Annotated in this window: 16 protein-coding genes; 9 read left to right on the top strand and 7 right to left on the bottom strand. The window is 34.6% G+C overall.

What is annotated here, in order from left to right; genetic code table 11:
* Window positions 1-19 precede the first annotated feature (19 nt).
* The 6 genes from B0A64_RS03770 to B0A64_RS03745 all read right to left on the bottom strand — a co-directional run bounded on the left by B0A64_RS03770 (window position 20) and on the right by B0A64_RS03745 (window position 4,830).
* A complete protein-coding gene (locus B0A64_RS03770) occupies window positions 20-484 on the bottom strand; it encodes a hypothetical protein (RefSeq protein ID WP_089478209.1) in 465 nt (154 codons plus the stop codon).
* A 184-nt stretch (window positions 485-668) separates the two neighbouring features.
* Window positions 669-1,196, bottom strand: a complete 528-nt coding sequence (locus B0A64_RS03765; RefSeq protein ID WP_089478208.1) for a hypothetical protein — start codon at window positions 1,194-1,196, stop codon at window positions 669-671.
* Window positions 1,174-1,461 (bottom strand): hypothetical protein, encoded by a 288-nt coding sequence (locus tag B0A64_RS03760; protein WP_089478207.1) that lies wholly within the window; start codon window positions 1,459-1,461, stop codon window positions 1,174-1,176. The genes B0A64_RS03765 and B0A64_RS03760 overlap by 23 nt, the downstream gene beginning before the upstream one ends.
* Window positions 1,462-1,495: 34 nt before the next feature.
* Window positions 1,496-1,930: a hypothetical protein gene (locus B0A64_RS03755; protein WP_089478206.1), complete on the bottom strand. Its 435-nt coding sequence runs from the start codon at window positions 1,928-1,930 to the stop codon at window positions 1,496-1,498.
* Window positions 1,905-3,476, bottom strand: coding sequence for a type VI secretion system tube protein TssD (gene tssD, locus B0A64_RS03750; protein WP_123875873.1), 1,572 nt, complete (start codon window positions 3,474-3,476; stop codon window positions 1,905-1,907). Before tssD ends, B0A64_RS03755 begins: the two co-directional genes overlap by 26 nt.
* A 238-nt stretch (window positions 3,477-3,714) precedes the next feature.
* Window positions 3,715-4,830, bottom strand: coding sequence for a Fe(II)-2OG oxygenase family protein (locus B0A64_RS03745; protein WP_089478274.1), 1,116 nt, complete (start codon window positions 4,828-4,830; stop codon window positions 3,715-3,717).
* Between the two features lie 269 nt (window positions 4,831-5,099).
* On the opposite strand from B0A64_RS03745, the gene B0A64_RS03740 reads away from it, so the two are divergent.
* The 8 genes from B0A64_RS03740 (at window position 5,100) to B0A64_RS03705 (ending at window position 16,513) form a co-directional block, all read left to right on the top strand.
* On the top strand, window positions 5,100-5,732 hold the full coding sequence (locus B0A64_RS03740) for a nitroreductase family protein (protein ID WP_089478204.1): 633 nt from the start codon (window positions 5,100-5,102) through the stop codon (window positions 5,730-5,732).
* A gap of 30 nt (window positions 5,733-5,762) precedes the next feature.
* The gene (locus B0A64_RS03735) at window positions 5,763-7,283 is read left to right on the top strand and encodes a pyridoxal phosphate-dependent decarboxylase family protein (RefSeq protein ID WP_089478203.1); all 1,521 of its coding nucleotides are present in this window, start codon (window positions 5,763-5,765) and stop codon (window positions 7,281-7,283) included.
* Window positions 7,261-9,702 carry a GNAT family N-acetyltransferase gene (locus tag B0A64_RS03730; RefSeq protein ID WP_089478273.1) on the top strand — a complete coding sequence of 814 codons (2,442 nt, stop codon included), beginning with the start codon at window positions 7,261-7,263 and terminating at the stop codon, window positions 9,700-9,702. The genes B0A64_RS03735 and B0A64_RS03730 overlap by 23 nt, the downstream gene beginning before the upstream one ends.
* Before the next feature lie 17 nt (window positions 9,703-9,719).
* Window positions 9,720-11,060 carry a lysine N(6)-hydroxylase/L-ornithine N(5)-oxygenase family protein gene (locus B0A64_RS03725; protein ID WP_089478202.1) on the top strand — a complete coding sequence of 447 codons (1,341 nt, stop codon included), beginning with the start codon at window positions 9,720-9,722 and terminating at the stop codon, window positions 11,058-11,060.
* 237 nt (window positions 11,061-11,297) lie between these two features.
* Complete coding sequence (locus B0A64_RS03720; RefSeq protein ID WP_089478201.1) at window positions 11,298-13,133, top strand: IucA/IucC family protein; 1,836 nt, start codon at window positions 11,298-11,300, stop codon at window positions 13,131-13,133.
* Window positions 13,130-14,536 (top strand): MATE family efflux transporter, encoded by a 1,407-nt coding sequence (locus B0A64_RS03715; protein WP_089478200.1) that lies wholly within the window; start codon window positions 13,130-13,132, stop codon window positions 14,534-14,536. The genes B0A64_RS03720 and B0A64_RS03715 overlap by 4 nt, the downstream gene beginning before the upstream one ends.
* A gap of 151 nt (window positions 14,537-14,687) precedes the next feature.
* Window positions 14,688-14,930 carry an acyl carrier protein gene (locus B0A64_RS03710; RefSeq protein ID WP_089478199.1) on the top strand — a complete coding sequence of 81 codons (243 nt, stop codon included), beginning with the start codon at window positions 14,688-14,690 and terminating at the stop codon, window positions 14,928-14,930.
* Between the two features lie 194 nt (window positions 14,931-15,124).
* The gene (locus tag B0A64_RS03705; RefSeq protein ID WP_089478198.1) at window positions 15,125-16,513 is read left to right on the top strand and encodes an AMP-binding protein; all 1,389 of its coding nucleotides are present in this window, start codon (window positions 15,125-15,127) and stop codon (window positions 16,511-16,513) included.
* Window positions 16,514-16,957: 444 nt separating this feature from the next.
* Here the strand turns inward: B0A64_RS03705 and B0A64_RS03700 are convergent, their stop codons facing one another.
* Entirely contained in the window at window positions 16,958-19,357 is a 2,400-nt protein-coding gene (locus B0A64_RS03700) for a TonB-dependent receptor (RefSeq protein ID WP_089478197.1), read from the bottom strand.
* 455 nt (window positions 19,358-19,812) lie between these two features.
* On the opposite strand from B0A64_RS03700, the gene B0A64_RS03695 reads away from it, so the two are divergent.
* A complete protein-coding gene (locus tag B0A64_RS03695; protein ID WP_089478196.1) occupies window positions 19,813-20,928 on the top strand; it encodes a PepSY-associated TM helix domain-containing protein in 1,116 nt (371 codons plus the stop codon).
* The last annotated feature ends 732 nt before the right edge of the window (window positions 20,929-21,660 follow it).

The following is a 21,660-nucleotide window of genomic DNA, read 5'->3' as shown; positions in this document are numbered from 1 at the left end:
ATTTGATTAAAATTATTCTTTAGTATTTTTCTAAATCTATTATAATAATATTGTTACCATAATCTTCCATTTTTTGATTATTCACGGTAGATTTACAATAACGGCAAACTCGAATTTTATTATGACTTTGATCAAATCCTTCTTCAACAATATTAGTAAAATCATATATCTTAATAATTTTACTTTTGATACTGATAACCATAGTATCCTTAAGCAATACTTTTTCAGAGACACCTATATTATAATTGTTTTGATATAAATAATCTTTTAAGTCCTCTTTTGTATATTTAATATCTTTACTATTAATCTGTATTTTTAAATTTTCTAAGTCTTTTTGCGAGTATTCTTTTGAATAATTTTTAAATGAAATCCAAAATCCTTCTCCGGCAGCTATATAAGAATCACAATTGTTGTGATCTTTATTATTACAACTTATAAGAATTAAAAATATTAATACAACTTTATTTAATTTTGATATATCCATTATAATTATTCATAAAATGATTTGATGTTATTTTCTTTTTTAAATATCTAGAAGGACCAAACGGGTTTGTAGCCCAAGAATAAACCTTAAAATCAATTTCATCGATCTTTGAGCCTAAAAATTTTGGCGTATAATTCCACACTATCGGTGATTCTAAAACTATTTTAGTAGGTCTGGCTTTTCATTATAAATCTTCTTTAATTAAGTAGATTTTTTTATTTGTTGGAGATAAATCATAATGTTTTTTCTCATAAATAACACCCTTATCTTTTATATCTGTTTTATTTATTTTATACTTTTTTAAGTAACAATCTTGTGGCTTATAGCCTATCCAATAATCATTTTCAAAACTATGGATATAATAAATATCGTTCTTTATTGTTACCATTATGGTATCTGATTTCATTAAATCACTATATTCAAAAGAAAAATAATTATCTGCCATATTCTTTTTGTAAAATATTTTTATGATTTTATTTTTGCGAATAATATTAGCATTTAAATTTACTAAATCGTGTAAATTATATTGATTACAATATATCCAATAAATATTTTGAGCGACAAAAAGATCATTTTTACATTCCTTTATTTTAGCATCTTTTTTTGACTCGTCTTCTTGTTCTCCATGAAGCCCTTTAAAGATGTAAAATCCTAGAAATATGATTAATAGTGATAGGATAATTGTTTGTTTATTTAACTTTAATATATCCATAAAAATTGTTTATAAAATGCCCGAAAGTAATTTGTTGTTTTAATTTTTTTCCTTTAGTACCCCAAGAATATACTTTAAAATCAAGCTTATATTCTGTTTCTCCTTCTCGTGTTAACCAAGGAAATTCTATAATTTGTGATTCTAAAACTATCCAATGATATTCAAACTCAAAAGGTGATTTTATTGTTTTTTTTAATTCTTGAATTGAAAGATTTTTTGGTAAATAAAAATCTGGATCATCATCTATTAAATCCGAATCAATCATTAAGATTAATTTGTATCCAGCTTTAAATTATGTATCAATTTTTCAAAAAACCTTCTCCTTCTGTAAATTCAACACCATCAATTTTATATACTTTTATAAAAGGTGCTCCTACAGTTGTTTCGACACAAACTTCTTCTGTTCCAGTTATGTAATGTGATGCGTTTTTCAAATTTAAATATATAGTATCCGTTTTATAGATTGTATCTACCTTAAAAAATTTAAATTTAACTAATGTTCTATTTTTAGAAAGTTTTTCAATGACTTCTAAATGACCTTTATTAATTATACTATCATTGCGTTTTACAAAAAATCGCAAATTTTTAATTTCATTTTCATTTATTCTTTCTATTTGAAGCGAAGTATAGTTATACGATAAAACATACTCTTTACAAGTATATTCTCTCTTACATCCCATTAAAATAAGGATAAAAAGAAATATAGTTTTATTTTTTAAATTTGATGTATCCATAAAAATTAGTATTAAAAACGGTGTTACGTATATGTGTACCTATATTTAAGTTCTGCCAGCAATAATATGAAAAGCTGTAGACTCCCTTTATTGGATCTATTTGTAAATCCCCTTCAAAAGCAATCCAGTGATACTGAGTTGCACATCCTAAATAACTTATTGAATCATCTAGCATATCTGAATCTATTAGCAAAATAATATGCCAACCTTGAATATACAGTTTCTGTATCTCTAATAATTTATTTGAAAAATTTTTACCCGTTGTAATAAATGTTTCATCTGCAACGAGACTAGCTCCATATAAATTAACAGCAACATCACTCATATAACTAGGCCAATTTATAGCATCCCAGTCTTCTCCTTTCTCTCCTAAATATTTTTTATTAGAAGAACTCCTGGTTCCTGCTAAGATGATCCAATCTGTTTGATGCATTAATTGGTGAGGTATACATGGCTTTCCGTTAGAAAATTTGTCATAATGAGGATATTTTAAATTACTTAAGTTTGGATTGAAATCATACAAAGCAGAATTTGGAGTCAATCTAAATCTATTTATTATTATTTCTCCTGTTCTAAAGAACTTCATATAATTGTTATAAAAATCATTTTTAAAATCTTGAGCGTAAAAATACAAAAGAGCTGCAGTGCCACATAATGAAGTTGCATGTTGGTTAATCTTTGAAGGATTATTTTTTCTAACAACTAATCCATCTTGAAAGACCATCCTGTCAAACCATCTAAACCTGTTGTGTTTCCAAACTTTTAGTCCCCCTTCATTTTCGGGATCTTTTATATAAGCACGAATATACACAAAACGTCCGCACATGTCTTTTTCGTTCAGGGTAAACTTGAGCGTATCGCCTGTTACAGATAGATCTCTTTCGATCCATTTATTCTCAGACAAACTATGGTATTTGTAGCTCCATTTTATTACCGTTTTATCGGTTGGAGTTTCCTGGGTAAAAGCTACGACTTTAAATTCGTATGTTTTACCATATAACATTCCTTGCTGACTTTCTCCTGAAGTATCATTGGCAGAACCTAAATCTAAAGTCGTTTTAAGTTCGATTGTTTTTACCCGGGTTTCTTTTTTCTCCGGTTCAGGTTTATAATAAACCGGTTGAGCTTCGACTCTGGATACTTGCCAATATTTTATGAAATCATCGCCATTGCCATAATTTTGAATTGCTGGCGAAAGTGTTATGGCAGTTTGCATATTATGTGGTCCGTAAGTTTCGAATGTTACACAAATATGTATGATGTAAGCATCGCTAAACTTGTATTTGCGAATTGGGAGATCTTTATCTCCGTTGCTATAAAAATGAATTTCTCCTTTTTCCATTCGGTCGGTTTCATGTTGAATAGCTTTGGTGGTATTGTGCAGGAAAACCTCGTCTCTTTCCTGCGTTACAAAACCAAAATTAAGCAAACCACCCATAATTTCGCTTGTGGGAGAGCCATCCCAGGCTATATGCCTGAAATAATTGGTATTGATCCATAGTAAATCCCATTGTTCTCCAAACATAAATAATGTAGCAGACGTCATAATTCTATTTTTTAGAAAATCACAATCCAATAAATGTAGACTGAAGAATATCTGAAAAAAGGAACTATAAGACATTAAACTATCAGAATAAGACAGGTTTTAGGTGTTTTTTTTGCCTGATGTTTAACTAAAAAAACTCTGTGTGACAGAAATACAAAAAACTCCATCAGTTGTAACTGATGAAGTTTTTCTCTAAAAAAAAAAGCAGAATGAACTGTTTGGGTACAATTCAAAAAAATTATTCCAAATCGAAAATGTTCCCTAAATGCTCTTCCATAATAAAATATGGATTATCGGTGTGCGTTACAGACCTCATATGAATCAGACTCGTTTTACTCATCATCCTTAACATCTGGCGGCGTTCGCATTTTATAATTTTGCCATTTTCCTCGCGTTGTCCTGCAACAAAGGCACTGCGTCCGTGAGCACATAAATGATTGTTTACAAAAATAACATCTCCGGAATTTGGTACATATTCGCTGTTTATAAGTTCCTTGGCCTCATTCCAGAATTCGGTCAGATTATAAAGAGCTTCGGGTGTCTGACCTGCATTTTCATTAAAAATTTGTTCGGCAGCATCAAAACGGATAAAAGGAAGTTCCCTGTTACCATACAAAACAGATGCCGTAGGTCCGGGAGCTGCTTGCTCATCATCGTAATTTGCATCTTTTGGACATTGATAAATAGGCGCAAATAATTTTTCCATAATAGGGTTTACAGCTCCATGCGAGCGAATCGAGTACAATGTCGACGGAACTCTTTCTTCATTTCTTAAATACAAAAAGCTCAGAAAATCAGCCTGATTTAATAAAAAAGCATCTTCGGTATGTACATACAAATCTGTTTTTGATCCGGATCCGGTTTGTGTTGCTGCCATGTTTTCGTCGGGAATTACAGCGTGCAATAGCCCTCCGCCCTTTCTTTGTGCATAATATTGTACCGGTTTTGAAGGAACCGCGCCATGAAGCAGCGAACAAATAAATCCGTATTTATTCAACTTTGCATAATCGGCTCCTTGCCAGTTTGGAGGTGTTGGTCCTAAATCATCCTGATCAACTTCTAACAGACCCTGAAAAACAATTGCTCCATATTGATTTGCCGAAAAATCAGCTCCAAACTGACTTAAGACTCTGCTAATTCGTTCCGGAAGCAATTGAAAAGCGTGAAGATGCAGCGCTGCTATATAATCCGGATTTTCATAATGGTCAAAAGCCTTTACCAAAAGATTACCAACATTCGATAAAATATTCCTTTCCTGAGGCGTTACTACTACGATTAATGGCTTTGTAGGAATATCAAAATTTAAAGTGGTTTCAACAGCTCTTTCTTCTGCAATACTTGATTGTGATTTCATTTTTAAAATTCGTTTTTTAGTTATTAAAAGATAGGGGTTCATTAAAAATAAATTACTATTAATCAATACAATAAAAAACATACCTGCATAAAACCAAAGTAGTAATGTACGTGCATTCGTATAAAATTTTTAAGATTTATTTTTTTTATAAATATTAATTTATACATTTGCTTTGTGCTATTTTTATTTATTCTAAATAATAATTACTTACAAATATATTTTTATTTCATCTAAATAAAAAGAATTTTCTTAAAAAAAATTCAAAAAAAATGAAAATCAAAGACAAGCCCAATAAAATCAAGCAATCAGATTCTTCTGATAAACTAAAAAAAATATCCAGGAATATTCGTAACAGACGAAGTATCTACGCAGATGCCTTTATTAAAAAAGAAATACCTCATAAGTTGCTCGAAGAAATTTTGATTAATGCAACCTGGGCACCCAATCATAAAATGACAGAGCCCTGGCGTTTTATTGTTTTTACCGGAAAATATCTAAAAGAATATGGCAATTATATGGCGCATTATTATAAGGATTTCTATAACGATTTAAGCCCAGACGCCCAAAAAGAAAAACTCGATTACCTCAGGAATTACCCCCTAAATGCCGCTTGTCTTATTGGTATAATCCTGGTGCAAAACACTAAAATTAATCTCCCCGAATGGGAAGAAATCGCTGCAGTAGCATCTGCGGTACAAAATATCGCCCTGACCTGCACCGATTACAATATTGGCAATTACTGGAGTACCAAAGGAGTTGCGATTGATTATGTTGCTCAGTTCGATCTGGCAGAAAACGAAAAATCATTAGGACTTCTCTATCTCGGTTATTATCCCGACGATCTCGAACCTTCTAAAAAGAAAAGAACGCCGCTCTCTAAAAAAGTGATTTACCTCAAGTAAAGAATAACTAAACCCCTAAATACTATTTTTATGAATACCACACTAATCAATGAAGAAGTGTCTGACAAAGGACTTTTGCCGGAACAGGATTTTTACAAAGACCTATTTCACCAAAATTCCGGTTCAGAATACGCCAATGCAGTCAAATTAGCACAGGAACGCGTTTCTAATTTCCTGAAAAACAATCGAAAACCTTTTAGCGGAATCAGACCGGAGGAAATGAGAACAAAAGTCGAAGCAGTAGATTTTGCATCGCCCCTACCGGATTACGAAAGCTTACTGAACGAAGTCGATGAACTTTATGTAAAACATGCAACCGCTTATCACCTGCCTGAATATATCGCACACCTAAACTGCCCTGTTGTAATACCTGCATTAGCAGCCGAAGTTTTGATAAGTGCCATCAATTCATCACAGGATACGTATGATCAGAGTGCGGGAGGAACTTTTATGGAACGCAAACTTATTGATTGGACAAGTGAGCAAATTGGTTACACTAAAGGCGACGGAATTTTTACTGCGGGAGGTTCTCAAAGTAATTTGATGGGATTGCTGTTGGCAAGGGATTATTATGCTTTAGAATATCAAAAATGGAATATTAAATTGGATGGGCTTCCTCCCGATGCTTCAAAATTTAGAGTTTTTGTATCCGACAAAGCTCATTTTAGCAACCATAAAAATGCATGGATTTTAGGTCTTGGCGAGCAAGCCATCGTACATGTAGGGGTCGATCACAGATACCGCATGGATCCGGAGAAACTGGAAAAAGCTATTGCACAGGAAATAGAAAAAGGAAATATCCCAATCGCTATCACTGCTACTGCAGGTACTACAGATTTTGGAAATGTAGATCCGTTACAAGCGATTGCTGCTATTGCCGGGCTCCATAATTTATGGCTTCATGTTGATGCTGCTTACGGTTGCGGATTGCTTTTGAGCGAAAAACACCGCTATCTTTTAAACGGAATCGAATTGGCAGACTCTGTTACTATCGATTATCATAAATCCTTTTTTCAGCCTATAAGCAGTAGTGCTTTTATTGTAAAAAATAAACTTCATCTCAATATTATCAAGCATCACGCTGATTATCTGAATCCAAAAGAACAAAATTACGATGCACTTCCCGCACAAATCAACAAATCGATTATACAAAGTACACGTCGTTTTGATGCGCTAAAACTTTGGTGTACGCTTCGTTATATGGGCAAAGAAAAACTGGGACAGTTTACAGATACTATCATAGAAACGACTCAAAAAACAGCAGAATACATTGAATCTGACAAAAACTTTGAGCTTTTATGCCATTCAGATATGGGAGTTCTCGTGTTTAGATACCTTGATGGACCTGCGGAATCTAACTCTTGCGAAGTCAATCAATACATCAAAGAAAAGCTCTTTTTTAGTGGAGAAGTTTTGGTTGCCAGCACCAAAGTAAACGGAGAATTCTACCTCAAATTCACCATTTTTAATCCGCTTACGACCCTAAATGACATTAAAAATATACTTAACCTAATCAAACAAAATGGAAATGAATACCACAGACTTAACTAATTTTCGCCAGCTCGCAGAACAGGTCAATTTTAAATCCCTGCTCAATTGTTATTGCAGAGAATTTAGTAATTGGAGCCGTTACGAAGGTATTCCCAAATACGATCAAACGCTCGCTGATTTTATGCAGACGATCGACCACAGCTCCTTTCTTAGAGTTGATTTTACAGCTATTGGCGAGGAAGTTTTTGCACCATTGACCTACTTTTCTCAAAGTGGCGTTCACTCTTTTGGTTTTCCTATTGTGTCCAGAAATGTAACTTCTGATGAATTTAGAGAGATCAATCCAATAGAATTTACGGCGCTTGTTGCCGCTTATTCTAAAACAGATTATCCTGAAATAGATGTTTTGCCTACGCAAAAACGTATGCAAAACAGCATCGACAATCTGGCTTTGTATCTCGAACACTACAACAATAGTGATCATACTGCCAATAGCCCGGAACAAACTTTTATAGAATCTGAACAATCGCTTATTTTAGGTCATACCGTACATCCGTTACCCAAAAGCAGAGAAGGTTTTAACAAAGACGAATTACTACAATATTCTCCTGAAACCGGAGGTAAATTTGGTTTACACTTTTTTCTTGTTCATCCTGAAAATGTAATCGAAAAAAGCGCCGAAGATTATTTGATAACGGAATATCTGAGAGAAGAAATCTCAAAATATGCAGATGCCCGCACCAAAGAATTATTAGAAATTTATTCCCAGTACAAAGTAGTTCCAACGCATCCCTGGGAAGCCAATTATTTATTGGATCAAAAGGAAGTAAAAGAAATGCAAGACAGGCAAATTCTTTTTAATCTGGGTCAGTTTGGACCATCTTATACTGCAACATCATCTGTTCGAACGGTTTATAATGCCGAAAGTGAATGGATGTACAAGTTCTCTTTGCATGTTAAAATTACCAATTCGTTTCGTGTCAATTACCTGCATGAATTAAACCGTGGTTATGATGCAGCTCAATTGATGAAAACAGATTGGGGCAAAGGAATTCAGAAAGATTATCCTCAAATACAGCTCCTTACAGATCCTGCTTTTATTGCTGTAGTTTACCAGGATAAAATTATTGATGGTTTTAGCACCAGCATACGTCAAAATCCTTTTCACGGCGCCAATGCAAAGAAAAATGTAACAATGGTTGCTTCTCTTTGTCAGGACGGCATTTTGGGCGAATCACCAAGGATACTTAATCTGATTAATGAAGCTGCAAAAAAACAAAATGCAACTGCAACAGATACTGCCCTGTCATGGTTCAGACAATACCTGAATATTACCATAACACCGTTGGTAGGTATTTTTAATAAATACGGATTTGGATCTGAGTTTCATCAACAAAATATGCTGGTTGAATTTGATGAAAATCTTTTTCCTTCCAAACTATATTTTAGAGACAATCAGGGCTATTTTTTCCGTCAGGGAAAAGTAGCAGAACTGGAACGTTTAATTCCGGATTTTGGTAAAGAGAGCAGGTCTTTTATTGCCGAAAGCAGAATTATTGATTTCTGGGGTTATTATTTGTTAGTCAATCACTTGTTTGGAGTAGTAAACATCTTGGGCAAAAACAAACTCGCAGACGAAAGCACGCTTCTTGATCTTATTTACGAAGCCTTAAAAAAAGAAGAAGAACTGGATACTACAGGTCTTGTAGCACATTTTACCAATAGTGTCAAACTAGTCATAAAAGGAAATCTCCTGACGAGTTTAAACAATATGGATGAAGCCAGTGCACCAAGAACTAATCCGGCGGTTTACAAAAAATATCCTAACCCGCTAAACAAACACTTTTTCTCTAAAAAACTGATTAATCCTAAAGAAAACACAACTGTTTTCAGCCGCTTTTTTGAGAAAGATACTGTAACCATAACCCTGCGTCCCGTTGATATTGACAAAGATCTTGAGATGCTTCATGAATGGTTTCATCGCGATCATGCCTTAAAAATATGGCAAATGAACTGGCCAATTCGCGAATTAGAAGCTTATTACAGAATGTTGCTTCCGGGCGATCATTCGCACAGTTTTATTGGAGAAGCAAACGGCGTTCCTACTTTTAATATCGAAGTTTATTGGGCAAGTCGTGATATTGTTGGCGAATATTATGATGTTCTGCCATCAGATTACGGAACACATCAATTTATTGCTCCTATTGAGCCTAAACTAAAATACGGTTCACCCGCAACACAATCTATGATGGATTTTGTATTAGGAGAAATAAAAGTAGGCAAAATGGTTGGCGAAGGAGCTGTAGATTCTATTGCTTCTATGATGAATAAAGCACATGTAGGTTTTAAAATCGAGAAAGTAATCGAAATGCCACATAAAAAAGCCAACCTTAATTTTTGTTACAGAGAATGGTATTGGGCAAAATTTCCTGCTGCCAAAGATTTTCAAAACAATACCGTTTCAGCACCTCAAATCTAATTTATAAAAATACCACAATGCGTACAGAAAAAATATACTCCGTAATCGGGATCGGGATTGGTCCTTTTAATCTTGGACTTGCCGCACTTATAGAACCCGTTGAAGAACTTTCGGCACTGTTTTTTGATCAGTCTGAAAGTTTTGACTGGCATCCGGGACTTATGTTGAATAACGCCACGCTTCAGGTTCCGTTTTTAGGCGATTTGGTCACCATGGCAGATCCTGCAAATAAATACAGCTTTCTTAATTATAGTAAAGAAAGCGGACGTTTGTATAAATTTTATATTCGCGAAAACTTCTTTATCTACAGGCGAGAATACAACGAATATTGCAAATGGGTCGCGAATCAATTGCCTAATTGCAAATTCTCGCACAAAGTAGTGTCAATAGAGTATGTCGATGATGTTTACAAAATTATGGTTATCAATACCCAAACTTGCATAACAGCTACTTATTATGCCAATAAAATTGTTCTGGGTACAGGAACTTCGCCACATGTTCCTGAATTTATAGATCAGGAAGAATTGCCTAATGTCATTCATGCCTCTAACTATTTGAATTTTAAATCCCGTATTTCTAAAAATACGGCTGTAACTATAATAGGTTCCGGACAAAGTGCTGCCGAAGTATTTCGTGATCTTTTGCCCGACACAGAAAACGGATTGCAACTAAAATGGTTTACGCGTTCGTCGCACTTTTTTCCTTTGGATAATAAATCTAAACTAACGCTTGAATTAACTTCTCCTGAATATGTGGATCACTTTCATAGTTTGTCTGATCAAAAACGAAAACAACTTTTAGCCAGACAACACGGGCTTTACAAAGGGATTGATCAGGAATTGATAAACGAAATCTTCGATAGTTTGTACGAGATGAGTCTCGAAGATAAACCGCTAAATGTAGAGTTACGTTCGAATTTGCGCCTTACAGCCGTAAATGAAACTACCAAGGGTTCTTATGCTTTAGATTTTGTTCATACAGAACTGGATCAACCTTTTGAGGATCAAAGTGATTATGTTATTCTGGCAACAGGTTACAAATACAAAGAACCTCCTATTTTATCCGGAATCGAAGCAAAAATTAGCCGTCTGGAAAATGGTTTGTTCAATGTAAATCGCAATTATACGATCGACAAAAACGGTACGGACATTTTTGTTCAGAATGCAGAACTTCATACGCATGGTCTTTCTACTCCTGATTTGGGAATGGGTGCGTACAGAAATTCTATCATTATTAACCAGCTTGCAAATCGTGAAGTTTATAAAGTCGAAAAACGAATTGCTTTTCAACAATTTGGTGTACAAAAAACTACACCCGAATTCTCTGAAGCAAATGTTTTGGAATTAATAAACGAGTAACCTGTTGTCTTTACTTCATAAAAAATTATTGAACACATAGAAACATAGGTTTTGGACTTAAAAAAAGACGCTTCACTTATTTAAAATTCACAAAGCCTGGCTATGTGTGAAGAAATGAGTTTCTTTTTTGTATTCTTTTTTGATACATAAAATCTATGTTTCTATGTGTTAAAAATTAAGCATCCAAACAGGCCAAAAGAGCAATAAAATAATTAGATTTTAATAAATTCTACAAGAATGACAACCCCAGAAAACACATTCAAAGACGCACAGCATCTCAACTCAGCAACTTGGGATAAAGTAAACCGAAACCTGCTTGCCAAAAGTATCGCAGAATTAATGCGCGAAGATGTAGCGAAACCACAAATCATTAACCGCGAAGAAAATGGTCTGACCCATTTTATATTAGACACTGATAAAGAGAATATTTACTACAGTTTTTCAGCATATCCAAGGTTTCTGAATTACTGGCATATTGTCAAAGAAAGCATTCATAAAATAGAAAATGAAATAAAACTGGATCAAGTTGATGTTCCAAATTTCTTCATCGAACTTCAGGAAACTTTCGGGATTAATTCTTTTACACTTGCCCATTATATCGAAGAGTTGTTGCATACATTATATGCTGATGCTTTTATACATTCGAGACGTCGCCTGTCTGCTGCAAAATTAGCCGATGCCGATTTTCAAACCATAGAACATAGTCTTGATGGTCATCCCTGGGTTATTGTAAACAAAGGCCGAATAGGTTTTGACTCCGAAGATTATGAAGATTATACGCCCGAATCCGGTCAAAAAACAAGATTAGTCTGGATTGCTGCTCATAAAAACAGAGCAACTTTACGCCTGCAAACGGATATGAGCCAACAAACATTTTATGAAAATGAAATTGGTCCTGAAAAACTGGAAACTTTTAGAAACAAACTAATTCAGTCGAAAGTAAATCCTGAGGATTATATTTTTATTCCCGTGCATTTATGGCAATGGCAAAATAAACTAGTCATGCAGTTTGCGCATGATATTGCGGCTAAAAATCTTATCGTGCTAGAATTAACAGAGGATATTTACAGTCCCCAGCAAAGCATTCGTACCTTTTTTAATCAAAGCAAACCCAATAAACATTATGTAAAAACAGCAATGTCGATCTTAAATACAAGTCATATTCGAGGTTTGTGTCCAAGGCAATTATCGATTGCACCACGTCTTACCGGGTATCTTAAAGATATCCTTAAAAAAGATGCTCATTTGCAAAAAATGGAAGTTGTTCTTTTGGGCGAAATGGTTTCTGTTAGCTATACACATCCAAGTTATAGCAAAATCGAAAATCCTCCCTATCAATACAATGAATATTTGGGTGCAATGTGGCGCGAGAGTCCAATAAATTCGCTCAAACACGGAGAAAATTTAATGACAATGGCGGCATTATTATATGTAGACGACCATGGCAAAAGCCTTACAGAAGAACTTATCGAAAAATCGGGACTTTCTACAGAGCAATGGCTAAAAGCTTATATGCGGGCGTATCTTAAACCGGTACTACAAATTTATTACCAACATTCTTTATGCATTGATCCGCATGGGCAAAACGTCATTCTTATTCTAAAGGATTATGTACCTACACGAATCGCTTTGCAGGACTTTGTGGGAGATATTTTGATTAATGAAGAAGGAAAGAAAAAACTCCCGCAGGAATTTATCGACAATATGTTTGTGGCTTCCCCAAATCCGGAAAATGCCCCATTAACCATACTTATTGCTGTTTTTGATGCCTTTTTCAGATACCTGAGCGATGTATTAATTACTAATGCAAATTATACCGAGACTTCATTTTGGAATTGCGTTCATGATATTATCTTAGAATATCAGGAAGAACATCCTGAGTTACAGGATATGTTCGACAAATACAATTTGTTCATTCCGGAATTCAAACGTCTTATTTTTAATAGTCGCCGCTTGTATAATGGATATGAAGAAACTGTTGGTTTTCCGCACATGAAAAAAAGCGGTTTTATTCCAAATCCGTTGTACCAATTGATCAATGAAGAAGTGTTAATCGAAAAAGAAAACTCATGAAAGAAGCCATTCTAAAAACACGCTCTTTATTTGGGCTTCTAAGGCGTTCTCTGGCAGGAACCGAAAGTAATTTTACCTCCGGAAGTATCAACAAAACAATCATTTTGTTATCTGTACCCATGGTTGCAGAGTTGCTGATGGAATCTTTATTTGTGTGTTCAAACCTTTTCTTTGTGAGTCGGCTAGGAACCAATGCTATTTCTATTGCAGGAGCAACCACTACATTTATTACCTTTTGTTATTCCGTTTCAATAGGTCTTGGTATCGCAGCATCGGCAATGATTTCCAGACGAATTGGCGAGAAAAAGTTCAAGGCAGCCGGTCAGACTGCCATGCAGGTTATCTATGTAACAACACCAATTGCAATACTTATAAGTGTCGTTTGTGCAATCTGGACAACTGATATTATGAGCGCCATGGGACTTTCGAGTGCTATGGTTCAGGAAGGAACGTCTTACGGAATCGTTATGTTTGCATCCAGCGGATTCCTGATTCTAAGAATCGTCATAAACGGAATCTTTCGTGGCGCCGGAGATGCGTCTACCGCCATGCGAATCCTTTGGCTTTCGAATGCCCTAAACATTATATTGTGTCCCATATTCATTTTTGGCTGGGGACCAATTCCCGCTTACGGTTTACTTGGTGTAGGGCTAGCAACCTTAATTGCCAGAGTTATTGGTGTATTATATCAGGCATGGTTTCTTGTAAGAGGAAAAACCGTCCTGAAAATTGGATTCGCGCAATTATTATTTAATCTGTCCATTTTTAAAAGAGTTGTAAAACTAGCTTTTGGCGGTACCGTTCAATTTATTATTCCGGCATCAAGCTGGGTATTCATGATCAAAATTATGTCCCATTTTGGTCCTAATGCACTGGCGGGATATATTCTTGCACAACGGGTAACCTCTATTGCCACAATGCCGGCTTGGGGTCTTGGCAATGCAGCGGGAATATTAACCGGACAAAATCTTGGCGCAAAACAACCCGAAAGAGCCGAGAAATCAGTATGGAGAGCCGGAATGTTAAACATGGGATTTCTGGTATTAATTGGAATTTCCTGGATTTTTCTTGCCGTTCCTGTTGTCAAGATCTTTACAGACATTCCAGAGGTTATCTCCTTTAGTACCAGATACATTCATTTTATATCTATGGCATACATCCTTCTGGGATATACCATGGTAATTTCGAGAGCACTTAATGCAGCGGGAGAAGTAAAAGTCGTAACCTGGCTTTATATTTTGATGTTTTACATCGTTCAGATTCCTCTCGCCTATGCCTTAGGGATATCTTTTGAACTGGGATCAAATGGTGTTTTTACAGCCATTCTCTTGTCTGAAATTGTATTGGCAGTAGCCTGTATAATTGTCTTTAAAAAAGGAAAATGGAAACATACCAAAGTTTAAAATTTTGTTTCACGCAGATTTTAAAAAGATTTAAACTAATCATGGCTGATTTAATTTTTAAAAAAATCTGTGTCCATCTGCTGTAATCTGCTAAATCTGCGTGAAAAAAATCAACACATAAAAAAATCAATTTAATTTTAACACTATAAAAATGAGTACAATAGAACAATTACATGGCGTATTTGCAAGAGCTTTCGAAATTCCTGTTGAAGCTGTAAACGATGAATTAGAATATCAGGCAATCGCCGAATGGGATTCTATGAGTCATTTGGTTTTGGTAGAAGAACTGGAAAGCACTTATAAAATCTCTATCGAAATGGAAGATATTCTTGAAATGGGAAGTGTAACTAAAATAAAAGATATCCTTAAAAAATACGGATTCGAAATTAATTAGAACAAACCGTTAGGCATTTTTAAACACATAGAGACATAGCTTTTGTAAACTTAAAAATAGGCGTTTCACTTGTTTAAATACACATAGCTATGTGTGAGAAACTAGTTTCTTTTTGTACTCTTTTATTGCATATAAATTTTCTATGTTTCTATGTGTTAAATATAAACTTAACCGATTAAAATAGACCTAAACTTATGGAACTATACGATTTAATCCGAAAAAACGAAAAACTGATCTTTACAGATTCGCGCACAGGAATTTCAAAGTCGATTGCAGATATGCATCAGTCTTTAGAAATTGAAAATCTGCGTTCTGTCGTTTTTATATATAATGATAATCAGTTGCCGGCAATAGAAACATTGCTAAACTTTTATCAAAGCAGATACACAATTGCCTTATTAGGAATGGGATTATTGGAGGATTTTAAGGAAAATCTAGAGCAAAAATATACCCCTTATTATATTTATGATCCTTCTCGTAGTGCCATAGAAGGCTACGTGGCAGTAAATGCTTCTGACTCAATAGTACTGTTTAAACGAAATGTAAATTTAATTTATCCCATACATGCCAAGACAAAGCTATTGCTGAGTACGTCCGGAACAACAGGTTCTCCAAAATTCGTGCGCCTTTCTGATGAAAACCTGGTACAAAACGCAAAGTCGATTATGGAATATATGCCCATCCGAACCACTGATGTTGTACCCCTAAACGTGCCTGTAAATTTTGTGTACGGTTTATCGATTTTTACAACAAATTGTATCAAAGCAAATCAGATTGTATGCACGGACAAAGATGCTTTTCAGAAAGAATTCTGGGCAGATTTTAAAAAATATGGCTACTCGACATTAGGTGGAGTTCCTTATTTTTATGAGATGTTGTACAGCATTGGTTTTTTCAAAAAAGATCATCCTTCTCTAAGATATCTTACGCATACTGGCGGAATGTTAAATCATAAACTGATCGAAGCCATAGCTGATTTTAGTGAGAAATTCGACAAACAATTCTTTGCCCAATACGGTCAGACCGAAGCCTGTGGGCGAATGGCTTTTTTACCACCTAAAGATCTTTTACGAAAAGGAACTTCGATTGGTTTACCCGTCAAAAACGGACAATTTGAAATCGACAATGAAACGTCGGAACTTATTTATACCGGTCCAAATGTTTTTGGAGGTTATGCCAATGTCAGATCCGATCTTCAGTTTTTTGAACAACAGGAAAAACTTTATACAGGCGATAAAGCCAGAAAAGATGACGAAGGTTACTACTATATTGTAGGCAGAATAAAACGAATTGTAAAATTATTTGGAGTACGGCTGAATCTCGACGAAACTGAGCTTCTTTTGAAAGATGCTTTGGGCGGACAAACGTTTATTTGTTTAGGAATAAACGACAAACATTTGGCCGTTATGTATACGGATCAGAATTTGAATAAAGAGTTAATTTTAAAGGTTCTAAAAGCAAAACTGAATCTTCATGCCAATTCTCTAAAAGTAATGCCTATCGAGGATGTACCGCTTACGCCAAACGGAAAAGTAAATTATCCGCTGCTGAAGGAATGGCTGGAAATGGAGAGTTTAGTTTAGTATTCAGTCGCGGTTTTCAGTTTTCTTGTTAGTCCGAACATAATTTATTTAAATTAATGAAAATGTTTTTAATGCTTATCTAATGAATTTCTCGCAAAGACGCGAAGTCGCAAAGGAATTACATAAACTTGGCGACTTTGCGTCTTTGCGAGATTTTTTTTAGAGACTTTTTAAATAAAAAAAGGTTCCTGACAAAAAATCGCCAGAAACCTCTCAAATAAAAAAACAAAAAATCTTATCAGTTCTCAGTCTCAGTCTCAGTTTCAGTTCTCAGTCTCAGTTCTCAGTCTCAGTTCTCAGTCTCAGTTCTCAGTATCAGTTCTCAGTATCAGTTCTCAGTATCAGTTCTCAGTCTCAGTTCTCAGTCTCAGTCTCAGTCTCAGTTCTCAGTCTCAGTTTACAGTTTGAGTACTGCGACTGCGACTGAAAACTGTATACTAAACTCTAAAAACTATAACCAAGCGCCAGGTTGAATCTTGCACCGTTTCCTCTGGTATAATTGGCATTTGTACCATAAAACTGAGACGTGGTCGTATAATAATCCTTGTTTAATAAATTTTCGATTCCAAGTTTTACCCTGATACTGTCCGTAACTTTATAAGCTGTAGCCAGGTTCCATAAATTAAAAGATTTTATCGGACCTTCGCCAATAGCATAAGCGCCTTTGGCATTGGGCTGAAAAAGATTACGATCGCCAACCAGCATCCAGTACAACTCTACGTTTAACCTCTTGTCACCATATTTTGCATAACCTGTTACTTTAACCGGAGGAATTCGGTTTGATTTTAAGTAAATATCAGTATCGCCATAAAAATGTCCATCAGAATCTTTATCGCCCCTACCTTGTACATAGGCGTAGTTTCCTCCTACCGTTATTTGTTTGATAATTTGGTAATCTGCCTGAACTTCATAACCCCAAACACGTTCCGGTAAACGTTCTGCTACTAAATAACCATCTACCTGAACCAGATTCGTACCCAATTTAGACGTACTAAAATAATAAGCCGCACTTAAATTTAATTTCCCTAACTGACTGCTAAAACCTCCTTCATAATTATTAACGATAATAGGTTTAGTTTGCAATTTTGATATCGCATCTTCTTTTGCATTAGTAAGCACGCGACCAAGATCAAATACAGAGAAAGACTGAGAGAAACTCACAAAAGGGTTAAAAAATTTAAATTTCGAATATCGAATACCTGTGTTAAAAACAAAAGCATCATAGGTAAGATCACCGCCTTTTACAGCAATACTTCCCGCCCCGTTTGCTCCCGTTGCCAGCGTATTATAATCATCAATATTTATTTTGATATTCTCTGCACGTAAACCTACTTTTACCGTCCAGTCGCTAAAAAGTTGTGTCGATAATTGTGCATAAGGAGCCAGATTGACCATATTGATATTTGGAACCCAGACACGGCCATCAACCAATTTTTGATTGGTTTTATCGTTCAGCAAATCAAAACCATACGTAACATCACCCGTAAAGTTTGAAGAAACTGTAAACGGAGAATTCAAATATACTCTTAAACCTTTTTTGGCCGATGCTGTTTGAGACTGTCCGCTTCCGTAGAAAAAGGTAGAATTAGAAAATATAGTCAAAAAATCCTGAAAATAGATGTTAGCAGTCAACGACGTATTGCCAAAAATTTGTTTGTTTACATATTGCAGGTTCGCATTGTGATTATAACGCGTTCCTTCGTCAACTCCGGGTCTGTTGCCTAAAACACCAATTGCAGGACTCACGCCATAGACACCATTTTTAAGTATAAAATCAGAATCCTGATTCGAACTAAAATAATTATACATCACTTCAATTCTTTGTTTATCTGTCAAATCGTACCCCAGTTTCGTAAAAATATTATATGTTTTCGTTTCACCCAATCCATATTCAGGAGAAATCACTTCGCCTTCGCCATCACGAAAAACACCTGTTTTTTCGTAAGTACCCGCCACTATGTAATTGAATTTATTGATTTTACCATAAAACTGTTGGTTCAATCGATATCCTATCGTACTATCACCTTTAATATTTCCGCTAGTTCCTGCCTCACTATATCCTGCAAATTTCTTTTGAGTTTTACCGGATTTCGTAATATAATTAATCAATCCGCCATCAGCACCATTACCATAAATAGCCGTTGCCCCTTTGATAACCTCAATTCGTTCGATTACTGACGGATCTATAGAACGCAATTCTCTTCCGGCAGATTTTAGCGGTGTCGATTGCGGAATTCCGTCTATAAGAACCAGAGGATTTCTTCCGCGAAGTGTTTGCCCGTAATTTCCGGTATTGTTTGTCGCAGATCCTAAACCAGGAACTGCATAAGCCACTATATTTGCAATGTTTGGACTCACGATCGATAAATCGTCGATGTCTTTTGCATTGATTACCGTTACAGATGATGGTGTTTTTGATAGTGTTTCTACCTTTCTGCTTGCCGAAACAATAATCTCATTAAGCTCAGCACCACTTTTTTCTGAAGTTTCTTCTGCCAGATTAGTATCCGTTTTGCCTGTAAATTTCAATTGAAGATTAACCGTTGCAGTTTCATTATTGACAATCGTAATTTGCTGCTCGATAGTTTCATAACCTGATAAGGAAGCTTCCAGGGTATAAATATTTTCGGCAACTTTATTAAATTTAAAACTTCCGTTGCTATTGGTACTGGTTTTGTATTTTGTATTTTTAAGAATAATTGTTACTCCGGAAGATGATTTTCCGTCAGAAGTAGTAATAATTCCGGTTATTTTTCCGCTATTTTGTGCAAATGATATAAAGACTGAAAATAAACAGCTAATGATAAATAAAAACTTTGATGTTCTTAGACTAAGATATTTCATTAATTTTTAAATTTGGTTAGTATTTGTTTTTATTTAGAATCAATAAAAACAGCGCAAAAGTAAAAATTAATAATCGTTTAACAAGTAATATTTCTATTTATTCTATAGAATTGTTATTTCGATACTCACTATTTTACACCTAATCAGCCTATTTTTCTGCTGCTGAGATGCTGTTAAATGTAATCTTATTTTTTTAAGAAGTTTTTTTTAAACACACTTTTGCTTAAAAATTAATACGTAAAATAGTTCTTTATAAATCCCGAAAGTACTTTATGGTACTACTTTTTTTACGTTTTTTTTAATTGTTCTTTTTTTTTAAAAGACATTGTATACTTAGTCTAAATAAGCATAAATTTGTGGCTGAATTTTAGCACCCCTAGTATAATAGTAATCCAGTCAATTTGCGGGATCTGTAGTCAGGAATTGAATTTACAGCTCTAAAAAGTAGTTTATTTATGAAGAAAACATTTAAAAAAAATATTGGCTTATTACACTTGTGGTTAGGACTTGGCTCTGGTTTAATTGTTTTTATTGCTGCATTAACCGGAAGTATTTTAGTTTTTGAAAAAGAAATTGACAAAGCCATAAATCCTGAATATTATAACGTTGCTACTATAGGAAAGACTAAAAAAACGATTGATTATTGCACAGATATACTACAAAAACAATATGCAATAAAAAAAATAAACCGCATTTATACCTTCAATGACCCTTCGCGCTCCATGCAGATTATTGCGAAGGATACTGATAAAAAGGTTCAATTTTTTTCTATTGATCCCTATACCGGAAAAATTCTGGCAACAACACCGCAGGAAAGCAGGTTTTTTGTTTTTGTTTTATCCATTCACCGACAATTATTACTGGGCGAATTTGGCGAAATTATCATGGGAACTTCTTGTTTGATTTTTGCTTTTATGCTTATTTCCGGAATCATTTTATGGTGGCCAAAAAAGATTAAAAACCTAAAACAAAGAATAACCGTAAAATGGAGTGCTTCGTTCAAAAGAGTCAATTGGGATTTTCATTCGACTTTTGGTTTTTACAGTTTTTTATTTTTATTGGTAATCTCCCTTACGGGATTATCATTTGCTTTTACCTGGTTTCAAAATGGCGTTTATTTCCTGGCTGACGGAACCACAAAAAAACGATCTGCAAAGGTAGAAAATCCAACTAAAATAGATCCTAAACTCAATAATACTGCCTTTTATCAAAGCATTTATGATAAAACTGACAGTACCTTTGCCTATAGAGGAAACATTCAAATCCGAATGCCTGCTGATACCATCAACAGTATTTTGGTCTTAAAAGAATATTCCGAAAAAACGATTCCAAATCAATCCAGTGCTGCCTATTTTGACAAATATACAGCCCGGGAAATTGAGGCAAGACCCTACGGATCTTTCTCGAACGGAGACAAAATAAAGCGTCTTAACTACCCTATTCATACCGGTAGCATTTATGGTCTTCCAACCAAAATTATTGCATTTTTGGTTTGTCTTTTTGCGATAACATTACCCATTTCAGGATTATTAATTTGGTTAGGCAAAAAGAAAAAAGGAACGAAATCTTAATTTAAGTATTAATGCGAATCAATACTTAAAATGTGCCGTTAGGCACTAAATATTGGTAATCATTGTAGATTAGAAATACGTTGGCGTGCCGTAGGTACGCAACAAAATGATAACTATTGCGTACCTACGGCACGCTAAATTTATTTTAATGCCTGTTTTTCTACCAATATTATGTGCCTAACGGCACAACTAATAATTACTAAAATTACCTGAGCAAGATATTTTGATATCTATTTTCTTTATTCCACTTTACTACAAGGTATAATTGCGTCATCCTAAAAATCAAATTGCACTAAAATAAGAGACTCTCTCCTCTCTATTTTTTACGAGTTTATTAATTTGGTTAGGCAAAAAGAAAAAAGGAACGAAATCTTAATTTAAGTATTAATGCGAATCAATACTTAAAATGTGCCGTTAGGCACTAAATATTGGTAATCATTGTAGATTAGAAATACGTTGGCGTGCCGTAGGTACGCAACAAAATGATAACTATTGCGTACCTACGGCACGCTAAATTTATTTCAATGCCTGTTTTTCTACCAATATTATGTGCCTAACGGCACAACTAATAATTACTAAAATTACCTGAGCAAGATATTTTGATATCTATTTTCTTTATTCCACTTTACCACAAGGTGTAATTCTGTTATCCTAAAAATCAAATTACACCAAAATAAGAGACTCTCTCCTCTCTATTTTTTACGAGCCACATTCTTAATAATAAGAATTGTG

The organism is Flavobacterium araucananum, from assembly GCF_002222055.1.
Taxonomy (GTDB): Bacteria; Bacteroidota; Bacteroidia; order Flavobacteriales; family Flavobacteriaceae; genus Flavobacterium; species Flavobacterium araucananum.
The sequence above is the reverse complement of the archived record's forward strand: the minus strand, read 5'-3'. Positions and strand labels throughout refer to the sequence as shown.

Excerpts from the sequence above, each read along its gene's own strand:
- B0A64_RS03755 (WP_089478206.1), bottom strand. The coding sequence starts at position 1,930 with ATGGATACATCAAATTTAAAAAATAAAACTATATTTCTTTTTATCCTT.
- B0A64_RS03710 (WP_089478199.1), top strand. The coding sequence starts at position 14,688 with ATGAGTACAATAGAACAATTACATGGCGTATTTGCAAGAGCTTTCGAA.
- B0A64_RS03740 (WP_089478204.1), top strand. The coding sequence starts at position 5,100 with ATGAAAATCAAAGACAAGCCCAATAAAATCAAGCAATCAGATTCTTCT.
- B0A64_RS03715 (WP_089478200.1), top strand. The coding sequence starts at position 13,130 with ATGAAAGAAGCCATTCTAAAAACACGCTCTTTATTTGGGCTTCTAAGG.
- B0A64_RS03735 (WP_089478203.1), top strand. The coding sequence starts at position 5,763 with ATGAATACCACACTAATCAATGAAGAAGTGTCTGACAAAGGACTTTTG.
- tssD (WP_123875873.1), bottom strand. The coding sequence starts at position 3,476 with ATGACGTCTGCTACATTATTTATGTTTGGAGAACAATGGGATTTACTA.
- B0A64_RS03705 (WP_089478198.1), top strand. The coding sequence starts at position 15,125 with ATGGAACTATACGATTTAATCCGAAAAAACGAAAAACTGATCTTTACA.
- B0A64_RS03760 (WP_089478207.1), bottom strand. The coding sequence starts at position 1,461 with ATGATTGATTCGGATTTAATAGATGATGATCCAGATTTTTATTTACCA.
- B0A64_RS03695 (WP_089478196.1), top strand. The coding sequence starts at position 19,813 with ATGAAGAAAACATTTAAAAAAAATATTGGCTTATTACACTTGTGGTTA.
- B0A64_RS03700 (WP_089478197.1), bottom strand. The coding sequence starts at position 19,357 with ATGAAATATCTTAGTCTAAGAACATCAAAGTTTTTATTTATCATTAGC.
- B0A64_RS03720 (WP_089478201.1), top strand. The coding sequence starts at position 11,298 with ATGACAACCCCAGAAAACACATTCAAAGACGCACAGCATCTCAACTCA.
- B0A64_RS03765 (WP_089478208.1), bottom strand. The coding sequence starts at position 1,196 with ATGGATATATTAAAGTTAAATAAACAAACAATTATCCTATCACTATTA.
- B0A64_RS03770 (WP_089478209.1), bottom strand. The coding sequence starts at position 484 with ATGGATATATCAAAATTAAATAAAGTTGTATTAATATTTTTAATTCTT.
- B0A64_RS03745 (WP_089478274.1), bottom strand. The coding sequence starts at position 4,830 with ATGAAATCACAATCAAGTATTGCAGAAGAAAGAGCTGTTGAAACCACT.
- B0A64_RS03730 (WP_089478273.1), top strand. The coding sequence starts at position 7,261 with ATGAATACCACAGACTTAACTAATTTTCGCCAGCTCGCAGAACAGGTC.
- B0A64_RS03725 (WP_089478202.1), top strand. The coding sequence starts at position 9,720 with ATGCGTACAGAAAAAATATACTCCGTAATCGGGATCGGGATTGGTCCT.